The organism is Pseudophaeobacter arcticus DSM 23566 (assembly GCF_000473205.1).
Taxonomy (GTDB): domain Bacteria; phylum Pseudomonadota; class Alphaproteobacteria; order Rhodobacterales; family Rhodobacteraceae; genus Pseudophaeobacter; species Pseudophaeobacter arcticus.
In genome coordinates, this window is the sequence record NZ_KI421507.1 from 3,003,220 (window position 1) to 3,016,688 (window position 13,469).

The 13,469-nt window shown below is 60.7% G+C and carries 11 protein-coding genes; all 11 read right to left on the reverse strand.

Features of this window, described 5'->3' with window-relative positions; all coding sequences use genetic code 11:
* Nucleotides 1–48 precede the first annotated feature (48 nt).
* The 11 genes from ARCT_RS0118745 to ARCT_RS0118795 all read right to left on the reverse strand — a co-directional run bounded on the left by ARCT_RS0118745 (nucleotide 49) and on the right by ARCT_RS0118795 (nucleotide 13,386).
* Nucleotides 49–831, reverse strand: a complete 783-nt coding sequence (locus tag ARCT_RS0118745; RefSeq protein ID WP_027241447.1) for an oxepin-CoA hydrolase, alternative type — start codon at nucleotides 829–831, stop codon at nucleotides 49–51.
* Entirely contained in the window at nucleotides 828–1,295 is a 468-nt protein-coding gene (locus tag ARCT_RS0118750) for a PaaI family thioesterase (RefSeq protein ID WP_084300904.1), read from the reverse strand. Before ARCT_RS0118750 ends, ARCT_RS0118745 begins: the two co-directional genes overlap by 4 nt.
* The gene (locus ARCT_RS0118755) at nucleotides 1,276–2,418 is read right to left on the reverse strand and encodes an acyl-CoA dehydrogenase family protein (protein WP_027241449.1); all 1,143 of its coding nucleotides are present in this window, start codon (nucleotides 2,416–2,418) and stop codon (nucleotides 1,276–1,278) included. Before ARCT_RS0118755 ends, ARCT_RS0118750 begins: the two co-directional genes overlap by 20 nt.
* Entirely contained in the window at nucleotides 2,415–3,614 is a 1,200-nt protein-coding gene (locus tag ARCT_RS0118760; protein ID WP_027241450.1) for an acyl-CoA dehydrogenase family protein, read from the reverse strand. Before ARCT_RS0118760 ends, ARCT_RS0118755 begins: the two co-directional genes overlap by 4 nt.
* A gap of 107 nt (nucleotides 3,615–3,721) precedes the next feature.
* Entirely contained in the window at nucleotides 3,722–4,897 is a 1,176-nt protein-coding gene (locus ARCT_RS0118765; protein ID WP_027241451.1) for an acetyl-CoA C-acyltransferase, read from the reverse strand.
* Between the two features lie 5 nt (nucleotides 4,898–4,902).
* Complete coding sequence (locus ARCT_RS0118770) at nucleotides 4,903–6,990, reverse strand: FAD-dependent oxidoreductase (RefSeq protein WP_027241452.1); 2,088 nt, start codon at nucleotides 6,988–6,990, stop codon at nucleotides 4,903–4,905.
* Nucleotides 6,991–7,516: 526 nt separating this feature from the next.
* Nucleotides 7,517–8,755, reverse strand: coding sequence for a Tm-1-like ATP-binding domain-containing protein (locus ARCT_RS0118775; protein ID WP_027241453.1), 1,239 nt, complete (start codon nucleotides 8,753–8,755; stop codon nucleotides 7,517–7,519).
* 102 nt (nucleotides 8,756–8,857) lie between these two features.
* Complete coding sequence (locus ARCT_RS27660; protein ID WP_154665464.1) at nucleotides 8,858–10,324, reverse strand: aldehyde dehydrogenase family protein; 1,467 nt, start codon at nucleotides 10,322–10,324, stop codon at nucleotides 8,858–8,860.
* The gene (locus ARCT_RS26520; protein WP_036785148.1) at nucleotides 10,207–11,826 is read right to left on the reverse strand and encodes a tripartite tricarboxylate transporter permease; all 1,620 of its coding nucleotides are present in this window, start codon (nucleotides 11,824–11,826) and stop codon (nucleotides 10,207–10,209) included. Before ARCT_RS26520 ends, ARCT_RS27660 begins: the two co-directional genes overlap by 118 nt.
* 15 nt (nucleotides 11,827–11,841) lie before the next feature.
* Nucleotides 11,842–12,372, reverse strand: coding sequence for a tripartite tricarboxylate transporter TctB family protein (locus tag ARCT_RS0118790; RefSeq protein ID WP_027241455.1), 531 nt, complete (start codon nucleotides 12,370–12,372; stop codon nucleotides 11,842–11,844).
* Nucleotides 12,373–12,441: 69 nt separating this feature from the next.
* A complete protein-coding gene (locus ARCT_RS0118795) occupies nucleotides 12,442–13,386 on the reverse strand; it encodes a tripartite tricarboxylate transporter substrate-binding protein (RefSeq protein ID WP_027241456.1) in 945 nt (314 codons plus the stop codon).
* Nucleotides 13,387–13,469: the final 83 nt, after the last annotated feature.

Consider the following 13,469-nt stretch of genomic DNA (forward strand, 5'->3'; position numbering starts at 1 on the left):
TACCCAGATCTGCCGCAAAGTCTGCCGCAAACCGGTTTGAGCACAGGGCTATTTTATGCCAAATTGCGGGGCTCGTTTTTCCAGAAAGGCCGCGATGCCCTCGCCGGCCTCGGGTGCGCCAGCCGCTGCGGCCATGGCGTTGCGCTCCCGGTCCAGCTGCGCCGCCTCGCTTGTCTCATAGGCTTCGGACATCATCTGACGGATCACCCGCTGTGCCTCTGGTGGCCCCTTGGCCAGAGTGTCCGCCAGCGCCTGCGCCGAGGCCAGGACCTGATCCCCCGGAACCACCAGGTTCACAGCCCCCAGTGCCTCCATCCGTTCCGCCGTCACCGGGCGTGCCAGCAGGCACATCTCCATAGCCAGCGGACGCGGCAGGATGCGCGCCAAAGCAGAGGTCAGCCCCCCATCCGGCACCAGCCCCGCCTTGACATAGGCTGCGGTGAATTTGCTGCCCGCCTCGGCCACGATGAGATCCGCCGCCAGCGCCAGCGACAGGCCAGCGCCTGCGGCACCGCCCTCAACGGCGGCAATCACCGGCACCGGAGCTGCGCGCAGCGCCCGGATCAACCCGTGCAGCTCATCGACCTTGTCGCGCCGCTGCGCCTCACTCAGGGTCCGCCGTTCGATCAGGACGTTCAAATCACCGCCTGCGCAGAAAAATCCGCCCTCGGATGTCAGCAAAATGGCACGAATGCGCGGCTCTTGCGCCAAGGCCACCGCATCATTGATCGCGGCATAGAGATCGGGTGACAGGGCACCACGACGCGTGGCATTCATGTTCACCACAACGGCGCGATCCCCCTGATCTTCCACGCGGGCCAGGACAGTCATTTTCTGATCCTTTTGAACACACCCGTGGCTGTCGCCAAGAGCCGACCTTCTTCGTCGTGCAATTCCCCCAAGAGATGCGCAATGGAGGCGCCCCCGCCGGTGACCCGTGCCGTGGCTGTAACCCGCCCCTGGCGTGCTGCCGCCACATAGGACAAGGTCAGCGATACAGTGACCAGGGCAGCGTGGTTTTCAGGATCAAAAAACTGCGAGGCGGTATTGCCGCAGACCACATCCAGAACCGTCGCCACGATACCGCCATGCAGGATGCCATGGCGGTTCAGGTGCGGCGGCGCCAGATCCAAGGTAACCCGGCAGGAACCATCCCGCCGGTCAATCGTGGTCTTATAGCCGACCAGTTGCTGCACCCCCGGATCTTCGATCTGGAAGGTCAGGTCCGTTTCTGACGGGCCAGCGTCACACTGGCCCGTTTCCGCTTGATCTGCCTCAGGCCGCGCTTTGGTCAATAAAACGCTCCAGCTGAGTATCGGTGTCACCAAACCGGTGGTCCGCCATCACGATCCGCTTGGCGATATGGGCCAGTTCGTACTCTTCGGTCATGGCAATACCACCATGCAGCTGAATGCTTTCCTCAGCGACCAAACGGCCCGCGCGGCCAATCAGATTGCGCGCCGCTGAAATCTGCAAGGCCTGTTCCGCAGCAGAGCCGTCCAGGTGACCCGCAGCATTGATCACCGCTGAGCGTGCCTGTTCCAGCTCGATCAGCAGGGTGGCCATCCGGTGTTGCAAGGCCTGGAACGTGCCAATTGGCCGCCCGAACTGTTGCCGTGTCAGCAGGTATTCCCGCGTCAGCTCGGTTGCCGCTTCCATCGCGCCCAGCGTTTCGGCAGCCAAAGCCACCTCGGCGCGGTTGGTGGCCCGTTTCAGCGCCGCATAGGCAGAGCCCGCAGCCCCCAGCCGGGCATCCGCAGAGAGCCGCAGCCCGTCCAAATCGACCTCAGCCGCCCGGCCACCGGCCAGCAGTGCATAGCCGCGCAGCGACAGGCCTGCGCTGTCACGCGGCACCAGGAACAAAGAGATCCCGTCTTCATCGCTGGCAGCACCGGATTCACGCGCAGAAACAACCAGGTAGTCGGCAGCTTCGGCATTGATCACAACGGCCTTGCGCCCGGTGAGAACGATGTCATCGCCGTCGACTTGAGCCGTGGTTTCCACCTGGGCCAGATCATAGCGGCTGTTGGGTTCACCATGGGCCAGGGCCAGGTGCAATTCGCCACCGATCACCTGCTCCACCAGCTCTTTTTGCGTCTCATTTCCCAGCGCCGCGATCAGGCCACCACCCAGGATAGCGGTATCCAGCAGCGGCTCTACGGCGCCGGCGCGCCCCAGTTCCTCAAAAACGGTGGTGAGGTCAAAACCCGCACCGGCAAAGCCGCCATCCTCTTCGCTGAACAGCGCGCCGATAACGCCCAGCTCAGCCAGTTTGCCCCAAATCCCCGCATCAAAACCCAGGGTGTTTTCCGTATCGCCCAATCGGGTGCTGGCGCGCAGCCCGTCCTGGTTGTCCCGCAGGAACCGACGCAGGCTGTCCTGCAGCATTTGACGTTCGTCTGTCAGATCAAAGTTCATGCCCCGCCTCCCAGTTTGACTTTGGCAATGATGTTCTTCTGGACCTCGTTGGAGCCCCCAAAGATCGAAAGTTTGCGATTGTTGAAATACTGCGGAGCGGCCGCTGCGCTGCCTTCCGGCCCCATGTCCGGCTCATTGCCGCCTTCCAGCGCCTCCGAGACAAATGGCATCGCATAGGCACCCGCTGCACGACGCGCCAGGTCATTGATTTCCTGACGGATTTCCGTCCCCTTCACCTTGAGCATCGAGCTTTCGACACCCGGCGCCTGGCCTGAGGCCGCGCGCGAGATGATCCGCAGGTTGGTGGTCGACATGGCCATCAGATCAATCTCGGCGCGTGCCGCACGGGCGGCAAAATGCGGGTTCTCGATCAGGGGCCGGCCGCGATGCATCTGGCTGCGCGCCATGCGTTTCACCGCCTCCAGGCCAGCACTGCTAAAGCCAACACCGGCGATATTGGTCCGCTCGTGGGTCAGCAGGTATTTGGCATAGGTCCAGCCTTTGTTTTCCTCACCCACCAGGTTTTCCACCGGCACTTTGACGTCCGTAAACCAGACTTCGTTCACCTCGTGGGTGCCATCCAGCAGGATAATGGGACGCACTTCGATGCCGGGGGTGTTCATGTCGATCAGCAGGAACGAAATGCCGGCCTGCTGTTTTGCATCTGGATCAGTGCGCACCAGGCAAAAGATCCAGTTGGCGTATTGGCCCAGAGTGGTCCAGGTTTTCTGGCCGTTGACCACATAGTGGTCGCCCTCGCGCACGGCGCGGGTTTTCAGACTGGCCAGATCCGATCCGGCACCGGGCTCGGAATAGCCCTGACACCACCAGTCTTCGCCAGACAAAATGCGGGGCAGATAGTGATCTTGCTGCGCCTTGGAGCCAAACTTCTGCAGCACCGGTGCCAACATCGCCAGACCAAAGGGCACGATACGGGGCGCATTGGCGCGGCAGCATTCTTCTTCAAAGATATGGCGCTGTACCGCGTTCCACTCGCAGCCGCCAAATTCCTGGGGCCAGTTTGGCGCCAACCAGCCCTGTTCGTTCAGAATGGCATGCCATTTTTCATGCCCTTCTTTGCCAAGATCATGCCCAAGGCGCATGGCATCGGACATTTCCTTTGGCAGTTTTTGTGCCAGAAACTCTTGCACTTCGGCGCGAAAGGCCTGCTCTTCAACTGAGTAATTCAGATCCATTTGGTGCTTCCTCCCCGAAAGCCGCCCCCGGCCCACAGGCCGGGGCGCGCCCATGTGACCCTCGATGGGTCATATGGGCGCTCCCTAGTTAGTTTAAACGCTTTAGATCAGTAGATCTCAAACAGGCCTGCGGCGCCCATGCCGCCACCAATACACATGGTGACAACGCCCAGCTTGGCACCGCGACGCTTGCCTTCGCGCAGAATATGGCCGGTCATCCGGGCACCCGTCATGCCAAAGGGGTGTCCAATGGCGATCGAGCCGCCGTTGACGTTGCATTTCTCATCGTCAATGCCCAGGCGGTCGCGGCAATACAGCGCCTGGCTGGCGAAGGCCTCGTTCAGCTCCCAGATGTCGATGTCATCCACAGTCAGACCGTGGCGCTCCAACAGGCGTGGTACGGCAAACACCGGGCCAATGCCCATCTCGTCAGGCTCACAGCCTGCAACCGCAAAACCCTTGAAGGCGCCCATGGCCTCGATCCCGCGTTTCTCAGCCGCTTTGGAGTCCATCAGGACCACGGCAGCCGCGCCATCAGACAACTGGCTGGCATTGCCGGCGGTGACAAAATTGCCCTCGCCGCGTACCGGAGCCAAGCTGCCCAGACCATCCAGCGTGGTGGTCGGGCGGTTGCACTCATCCCGGTCTACCAGCGCTTCCTTCATCGAGATCTCGCCGGTTTCCTTGTCCTTGACCGCCATGGTGGTGGTCATGGGCACGATCTCATCCGCGAACAGACCCGCCTCTTGGGCTGCGGCAATGCGCTGCTGGCTGCGCAGACCATAGGCATCCTGATCTTCGCGGCTGATACCATAGCGCTGCGCCACGATATCGGCGGTTTCGATCATGGTCATATAGGTTGCAGGCTTATGCTCCTCCAGCCAGGCTTCCTTGACCGAGCGCGCCTTGGGCTGCACCATCGAGATGCTTTCCACCCCACCTGCAACCATCGGACCCGCACCCTCGCAGATGATCTGCTGCGCGGCCAAAGCGATGGACTGCAAACCAGAAGAACAGAACCGGTTCACGGTCAGCCCTGATGTGGTCACCGGCATGCCGGCGCGCAAAGCAATCTGACGGGCAATATTGGCGCCGGTTTCGCCTTCGGGCGTGCCGCAGCCAAAGATGCAGTCTTCGATCTCGGCAGCCTCGATACCAGCGCGGGCAACTGCGGCCTCAACCGCCGCACCGCCCATGGTGGCGCCATGGGTCATGTTGAAAGATCCCCGGAAGGATTTGGCCAGTCCGGTACGGGCGGCTGAGACAATAACGACTTGTTTCATTTACTTTATTCCTTGTTGAGATCGTCAAAGGAGCGGCCCTCGGCCACCAGTTTTTCGAGCAGGGGCGCAGGTTCCCAGAAATAGTCGTCTTCCTGCGCAGCATTTTTGATCGTGGCCAGAACCTTGTCCAAGCCTTCCATATCTGCCCATTTCAGCGGCCCGCCGCGATAGCGCGGGAAGCCGTAGCCAAACAGCAGCGTCATATCGACATCCAGCGGACGGCGGGCGATGCCCTCGCCGACAACCTTCGCGGCCTCATTGACCATTGCCGCCATATACCGGGTGACAATTTCTTCATCGGTAAAGATCCGCGGCGTGATGCCTTTTGCGGCGCGTTCCGCTGCGATCAGATCAGAGATCTCGGGGTTTGGCGTGCCGCCGCGCTTACCGGCCTCGTAGACATAATAGCCCTTGCCGGTCTTTTGGCCAAAGTTGCCAGCTTCGCAGACTTTGTCCATATAGTCGCTGTCGCGATCACGGGGGTCCATGCCTTCGGCCCGTTTGCGTTTGCGCACCGCCCAGCCAATGTCGAGCCCCGCCAGATCGGCCACGGCAAAGGGACCCATGGCAAAGCCAAAATCAGTCAGCGCCTTGTCGATCTGATAGGGCGAGGCCCCATCCAGCACCATATGGTCTGCCGCCTTGCGATAGGTGGCCAGAATACGGTTGCCGATAAAGCCATCGCAAACCCCGGCGCGGACCGAGATCTTTTTCAGCCGCTGGCCCAGGGCAAACCCGGTGGCAACCACATCCAGGGCGGTCTTGTCGGCGACAACAATTTCCAGCAGCTTCATCACATGCGCTGGCGAGAAGAAGTGCAGCCCGATCACATCCTCGGGGCGCGAGGTGCAGGCGGCAATTTCATTCACATCCAGATACGAGGTGTTGGAGGCCAGGATTGCGCCCTTCTTGCAGACAGCATCCAGCTTGCCAAAAACCACTTTCTTGACGCTCATCTCTTCAAAGACCGCCTCGATCACCAGATCCACATCGCTCAAGGCGTCATAGTCGGTGGCCAGGGTCAGGGCCTCTTCGGTAAGCTGGGCGAACTGCGCCTCGGAAATCTTGCCGCGCTTCAAGGCACCCTGCAAATTGCCCGCGATGCGGCCTTTTGCAGCCTCTGCCGCCTCGTCGCTCATCTCCAGCATGACCACCGGAAGGCCAGACAGCAATGCCGCTGTGGCAATGCCTGCGCCCATGGTGCCACCACCGATAACACCAATCGACGCCAGCTCACGGGGGGCAATGCCTTTCAGCTCAGGCAGCTTGCTGACAGCGCGCTCCGAGAAGAAGGCATGGATCATGCCCTGACGTTGATCGGTATCCATCAGCTGCATGAACAATTCGCGCTCGCGCTTCATGCCCGCATCAAAAGGCAGCTCACAGCAGGCCTGAATGCCCCGTACCGCAACGGCAGGCGCCAGCAGCCCCCGGCCTTTTTTCAAAACACTGTCATAGAGCGCGTCAAAATCAACGGCTTCTGGAGCAGGCATTTCGCTGATGGGGCGGCGGGCGGCGCCGCTCTCAAGCAATTCCTGGGCATAGGCCAGGCCGATCTCGCGCGGCTCGCCCTCTTCGATGCGATCCAGAATGCCCAAGGCCAGCGCCTCCTTGGCGCCAACCTGACGACCCGATGTGATGACATCCACAGAGGCCTCAACACCAATCAAACGCGGCAGGCGCTGGGTGCCACCGGCACCGGGCATCACCCCAATCAGAACTTCGGGCAGCCCCACCCGCGCCGCGGGAACAGCAATGCGGTAATGCGAGGCCAGTGCCACCTCCAGTCCACCACCAAGAGCGGTCCCGTGCAGCGCAGAAACCACCACCAAAGGTGACGCTTCGATGCGGGCGCAGAGGTCAGGCAAAAAGATACCACGTGGTGGTTTGCCAAATTCGGTGATGTCAGCCCCGGCAAAATAGGTGCGGCCATCGCCATAGATCAGCACCGCCTTGGCGCCGTCCTTTTCTGCCCGTTCGATCCCGGCCAGCAGGCCTTCGCGAATATCAAAGCCCAGCGCATTTACCGGCGGGTTCTGTGCTTTCAGAACCGCGATTTCTCCAATGCGCTCGTATGCGATGGCATCTGTCATTCGACTTTCCTCTCTTCTGCAGGCCCGCCAAGCATTCACCCAGCCTGGCCCTCACTATTTTTTCCAATCTCAGCACAGGCCAAGTCACCAGGCCAAGCCCCTCCGCAATGCAGCCCCCCAGAACCCTGCGTCACAGCCCCTGGTTTCCCAGTACGGTTTGGCGGCGGCAAGGTGCGGGTCGTAAATTCCACTATGCAGAACTAGGTTCCACATAATTGAGGCACCCTAGGCAAGAGCATCGCCGTGATCAAGCAATAAACTTGCGCGACGTCAGGGAAATGCCGCACTGCGGAATAACGGGATTGGGGGAGAACGCAAAAAGGGAACAGCTGCTCCCAGCAGATGCCCCCCTTGACCTTGATGCTCTGTGCAAGTGCCAGATGACAGTTCAGAATTGGCTGGCACAGCGCCTCCCCTTCAAAATTGTCTCCGCCCGGGTCGGCCTTGCCGGTTCAGGCCAGCCCGCTTTGTTCAGCCTATGTCGGCCTATGTCGGCCTATGTCGGCCTATGTCGGCCTATGTCGGCCTATACTGTGGCGCAGACCACACCGCTAGCAACCCAGCTGTCAAAGATCTCCAACACCCGGTCACAAAACTCCGCGTCGTTGATGTGGCAATCCAGCTCGTGCAACTCAACAGTGTCAGGACAAAGGCTGCGCATCTCATCACAAAACACCGCAAGCCCCTCAGCATCATGGAGATCGCCTCCGGGGCGGTCCCACTCGTTGCAGCCCTGGTTCGGCAGGACAAACGCCACCGGAGCTTGCGCCTGCGACAGTTTCTTGCACAGGCTTTGCGCCACCACGCGACGCTCTCCAGCCTCCAGCCCCGCCGAGGACAACAGCCTGTTATGCGCATGGGTCGGACGCCCTTCAAGCTGCACCGGCACCCCTTGCCATCCGACAAAATCCACCAGATCGTAGCAGCCCGGAGCCACCAGTTGCGGTGTTGCGGCCTGCCCCGCACTGGTCAGGCGATTCGCCCCGGCGGACAGCCCGCCAAACAAATGGTTTGAAACCTCTTGTGGTGCAAAATCCATAACCACCGCAAAGGCGCCGTCACTGGCAAGACTTTCAAAAGCACGCCCGCCCATGCCAGTGGCATGAAACACCGCCACTTCAAATCCACGCGCCTCCAGGGCGGGTTTCAGCGTCACCATATAGCGCAGCACCGTTTTGCCAAAGGAGGTCATGCCAATCAACGGCCGCTCCCGGCGCGGCGCCTCAACCGCTCGCGCAGCCCCCAAGACCGCGCCCGCAGCCTGGCTCAACGCCGCCTTGCAGATCGAGTTCAAACCAAAAAGACCGCCAGACCAGAGAATCATCTGCACATCTGCCGGAATCCGCTCCGGTGGAATCAGCGGCGAAAAAGCGACGGTAGAGACCACATATTTGGGCACCCCCAGGGGCAGCGCGGCACAAAGATCCAGCGCCAGATCCGTGCCCATGGTGCCACCCAGCACGATCACCCCATGGATTTGCCCGGCGCGATACAACTCCAGCGCCTTGGCTGCGGCTCCAGCCCCCATGATCTGCATCGCGGTATTCTCATCGCCCGAGCGAATTGCCGCCTCAATCGAGCTGCCCCCCGCCTCAGCCACTTGATGCTTGCTGACATCTGCAGGCCGGCTGGGATCCCCCAGGACGCTCACGTCCATCGACAAGACCCGCCCCCCCTGGCCATGAATGATTTCCGCCAGATAATGCAGCTCATCATCCTTGGTATCATAGGTCCCTGCGACCAGGATTGTTTTTGCAGCCGTCATGTCACCCTCCCGACGCCAATGGCGCCACCTCTTTCATCTTACGCCAAATACCTCCGCCGGAGGCCACAGGTTTTGCATTGCAAAACCTGTTCACAGCATCCCTCACAACTGGATCCAGGCCGTCTTCAGATCGACATATTTATCAAGCGCATGCAGCGATTTGTCGTGCCCATTGCCAGATTGCCCGACGCCACCCAAAGGAACCGTATTGTCCGCCCCGCCATAGGTGTTCACATGGACAACCCCGGCTCGGATCCCCGCAACCATACGATGGGCCCGCGACAGATCAGAGGTCCAGACCCCCGCAGCCAGGCCAAAATCCGTGGCATTGGCCAGGCTCAGGGCTTCGGCCTCGGTGTCAAACTTTGTGACGGACAGGACCGGCCCAAAAACCTCGCGCTGGAACAGGGCATGATCGCGCGCCACATGGGTCACGATGGTAGGCGCCATATAGCTGCCGCCGGTCTCCGCCAGGATGCGGGCGCCACCGGTGATCACCTGCCCCCCCTCGGCGCGAGCCATATCCATAAAGGACAGGTTGCGCCGCAGCTGCTCTTCGGAGTTCACCGCGCCGATCTGGTTGCCCAGATCCAGCGGATCGCCCACCCGCAGGGCCTCGGCCTCAGCCTTCAACAGCGCCACAAATTCATCATGCACCGAGGCCGCAACCAGCAGACGCGATCCTGCCACACAGACCTGACCGGAATTGCGGAAAATCCCCAAGGCAGAGACCCGGGCAGCCTTTTGCAAATCGGGGGCGTCGCCAAAGACGATATTGGGGGATTTGCCTCCCAGTTCGAGATAACAGCGTTTCAGATTGGACCGCGCCGAGGCCTCCAGCAGTTTACGCCCGGTGCCGCCCGACCCGGTGAAGGTCAGCACATCCACGCCCATGGACATCGCCAAGGCTGCGCCGGTTTCTGCACCACTGCCGGTGACGACGTTGAACACCCCATCCGGCAGGCCACATTCGACGCAGATCTCCGCCAGACGCAACAGCGTCAACGAGGCCGTTTCCGCCGGCTTCAACACCACGGAATTGCCCATGGCCAGAGCCGGTGCCAGCTTCCAGGCGCCAATCATCAGCGGGAAGTTCCAGGGCACAATGGCGCCGACCACACCGACCGGGGTGCGATGCACCAGCCCCAGCACATCCGGCTGTGTCGGTGCCACCTCGCCCGCCACCTTGTCCAGGGCCTCGGCGTAATAGCGAAAGGTGCCCGCCGCCGAGCCCGGCTCGGCCTTCAGTGCCATGTTGAATTCGGTGCCATTGTCGCGCACACCCAGCACCGCCAGTTCTACCGCTTCGGCCTCGATGCGGTCAGCAATGCGGTGCAGCACTTTCTTCCGTGCGGCGGGGGACTGCCCCGCCCAGCGGCCATCGCCGTAGGCCCGCCGCGCCGAAGCGACAGCGCGTTCAACATCTGTTGCAGAGGCGCCCTCAAGCGTGGTTAGAACAGCCCCTTCAATCGGCGAAGTAACTTCGAGTGGCGTCCCCGAACCTCTTTCCCACGATCCTTCAAGAAAGAGTTTTTGCGGCGCGACATCAGCTTTCCGAAGCTGGTTGATGCGGTTTTGGTCTGCCATTCGGCCTCCTTCAGCTCTTTGCGATCGCGCCAGACGCGCAGGATATGACTCGCAAGAACCAAGATGATGATGATGAAAAGAATGAACGATATCGGTCGGTCGATGAAATCCAGCGGCTCTTTGACCCGGGCCATGCCCGAGCGCAGCTTGACCTCCATAATGCCGCCCAGAACCATGCCCAGGATGATCGGCACCGCCGGCAGGGACAGGCGTTTGAGGATAAAGCCAAAGAGACCAAAGCCCGCCGCGATCAGACAGTCGGTGGCGGAATTGCGCAGCGAATACACCCCCACAAAGCTGAGCGTCAGGATACAGACGCCAAGAAAGCGATTGGGGATTTTCACCACCTGAACCAGCGCCCGGGTGGCGACGAGCAAAAAGCCCAGAACCAGCACATTGAGGATCAGCAGCGCCAGATACAGCGCCACGACAAAATCCATGTCGTTCTGAAACAGCCCCGGCCCCGGCACCACGTTATGCACGTAAAACACGCTCAGCATCATCGCCGTCAGTGCCTCGCCCGGAATGCCCAGGGCCAAAAGCGGCACCATGGCGGCAGCAGGCACCGCGTTGTTTGCAGTCTCGGCGGCGATCAACCCCTCGGAAGACCCCTTGCCAAAATCCTGGGGCCGTTTGGAGGTCTTCTGCGCATAGGTATAAGACATGAACTGAGCCGTGAATTCACCAACCCCGGGGATCATCCCCATCAACACGCCAAAGCTGGCTGATACGGTAGTGACCCGCGGATGCCGCGCCAGTTCGCGCAGGCCCTGGAACATACCGCCACGCAGATTGGTGATATGGACTTTTTCGTCCTCATCCATCAGCAGCACAAAGGCCTGGCTCAGCGCAAACAGGCCCAGAACAACCACGATCAGGTTCACACCTCCACCAAGGAAATCCTGATCAAATGTGTAGCGCTGGGTGTATTTCACCGGCTCCATGCCGATGGTGTTCAAAAAGATCCCCAGACAGGCCAGCGCGCCAGCGATCAAGGCCTGGCCGCGATGCGCCACCACCACCAGGATCAGCCCCAACAGGGCAGCCAGGAAAATCTCTCGGCTGCCAAACATCGGCGCCACCTTGGCCAGCAGCGGCGCAAACAGGATCAGACAGATGACTGAGAAGACACCGCCAAAAAAACTGGCCGAATAGGCCAGGCTGAGCGCCCGGCGCGGCTCACCGCGCGCCGTCATCGGGTAGCCATCATAGGTGGTCAGCGCATTCACCGCAGTGCCCGGCGTATTGATCAGAATAGCCGGGATGGCGCCGCCATACATGGAGGACCCATAGATCCCCAACAGTACCGTCAGGCCCACGATTGGATCCATGGAAAAGGTCGCAGGCAGCAGGATGGCGATGGCCACCGCCGGGCCAACGCCGGGGATCGCGCCGATCAGCACACCACCGACCGAGCCCGCAAGCAGTGCCAGCGCCACGTCCCAGCGCATCAGGATTTCGATTGCAGAGAGGATAAGATCCATCAAGAACCCCGAGACCTAAAAATAGAGAATAAAGAAGTTGCGCATGGCCCCCGGCAGATACTCATAGAGCAATGCTCCGGGAATTCTGACGGCCAAGAGCCCTTTGAACAACACCACGACCGCCAGCGCAAAACCGATACTGATCGCCATCATAAATCGGCTGCGATAGCCCATGCGGCGCGACAGTAGCGGCACAAAGGCCAGCGTCACAGGCAGGTAGCCAATGATGGGAACCAAAAGCACATAGCCCATGAACCAGAGCACATATTCCGTGCTGCGCCCCCATTGCCGTGTCTCCCACAGGTCATAGCGTGAAGCCCGTCGCCAGGGCAGCTGGTAAAAATGCAATCCCCCAAGCAGCACCATTCCGCCCAGGCTGACAGCCGGCCAGAACCGGGGCTGGGCAAAGAGCTTGGCCTTTTTGACCCAGGTGGTCTGCTCACCAATCAGCGCCAGCAGCAGCACCGACAGCGTTAGAAACACAAGGGCAAAAACCAGCTGTCCGCGCCGGGGGCCGACAAAGCGGCGTTCTCGTTCCGTGGTCATGTTGGGGATCTTTTTCGCGCTAAAACGGGAACCGGGGCCAATACGGGCCCCGGCAGGAGGAGCGGAGCGTTACTCCAGGATCGAGCCAATTGTTGCCATGGTGGCAATATCAGTCGCCACGCGGGCGGCGCTGTCATCGGCGCCTTGCCAATAGACCAGCGCTCCGGTTTCCGCTGCCACAGCTTGGGCGCGGTCGCTCATCATGGTTTTCTGTGCCACAGCAATGATTTTTTCGCGCACATCCTGCGGTGTGTCCTTGGTGACAAACAGACCGTTCCAGAGGGCAATGTTGAGGCCCGCGTCCAACTCGCCAATGGCGGGCGCGTCAGGCACCAGCGGGATGCGCTCATCGGTGATGGAAACCAGAACCTTGACCTGATCCAGGCAGGGCAGGATCAGTTGCAGGGTGGTGTTGATCACATCGGCATCGCCAGAGGCCAGGGTGTTGCAGTCCAGCGCGTCAAAAGCCGCATCCGAGCCCCACTCAAAACCAGCGTTCTTGGCAAAGGCCTTGGTCACCTGCGTCGGCGTCAGCACATCGCCAAAATGGCCCAGCGCAACCTCGTGTTCCTTGGCATAGGCGGCCAGCTCTTCCATCGAGGAATAGGGCGCATCCACCGAGGTGGCGATGACAAAGGGATAGGTCAGGAAGATCCCAAGCGGATCAAACTTTGCCGGCGTCAGCGGCGGGATGTCGATCTGATGGCCCATCACCGGCACACCGATCACAAAGGATCCGATAGTGTAGCCATCTGCTGGCGCATTGGCCACTTCGATTGCTCCTGGGAAGGGGCCGCCGCCGCCGCCTGGCTTGTTCACGACCGCTGCTGCGACGCCATATTCGGCCTGGAAGTCATCCGCGATCATCCGCGTCAGCACATCCTCCAGATCACCGGGAGGCCATGGCACAATAAAGCTCACAGGTTTTTCCGGATATTCCGCCTGCGCAGCCACTGCGCTGAGGCCCAGTGCGGCGACGGTAGCGGCGCCTTTCACGAGATCGGTCAGTTTCATTTCAGTCTCCCGGTTGATGCTGAGGTTTCAGCAAGATTGGTTCATTATTCGAACCGTTGGTTTGAATTTAGATTGACAGCCCA

Excerpts from the sequence above, each read along its gene's own strand:
- ARCT_RS0118745 (WP_027241447.1), bottom strand. The coding sequence starts at position 831 with ATGACTGTCCTGGCCCGCGTGGAAGATCAGGGGGATCGCGCCGTTGTG.
- ARCT_RS0118755 (WP_027241449.1), bottom strand. The coding sequence starts at position 2,418 with ATGAACTTTGATCTGACAGACGAACGTCAAATGCTGCAGGACAGCCTG.
- ARCT_RS0118760 (WP_027241450.1), bottom strand. The coding sequence starts at position 3,614 with ATGGATCTGAATTACTCAGTTGAAGAGCAGGCCTTTCGCGCCGAAGTG.
- ARCT_RS0118765 (WP_027241451.1), bottom strand. The coding sequence starts at position 4,897 with ATGAAACAAGTCGTTATTGTCTCAGCCGCCCGTACCGGACTGGCCAAA.
- ARCT_RS0118770 (WP_027241452.1), bottom strand. The coding sequence starts at position 6,990 with ATGACAGATGCCATCGCATACGAGCGCATTGGAGAAATCGCGGTTCTG.
- ARCT_RS0118775 (WP_027241453.1), bottom strand. The coding sequence starts at position 8,755 with ATGACGGCTGCAAAAACAATCCTGGTCGCAGGGACCTATGATACCAAG.
- ARCT_RS26520 (WP_036785148.1), bottom strand. The coding sequence starts at position 11,826 with ATGGATCTTATCCTCTCTGCAATCGAAATCCTGATGCGCTGGGACGTG.
- ARCT_RS0118790 (WP_027241455.1), bottom strand. The coding sequence starts at position 12,372 with ATGACCACGGAACGAGAACGCCGCTTTGTCGGCCCCCGGCGCGGACAG.
- ARCT_RS0118795 (WP_027241456.1), bottom strand. The coding sequence starts at position 13,386 with ATGAAACTGACCGATCTCGTGAAAGGCGCCGCTACCGTCGCCGCACTG.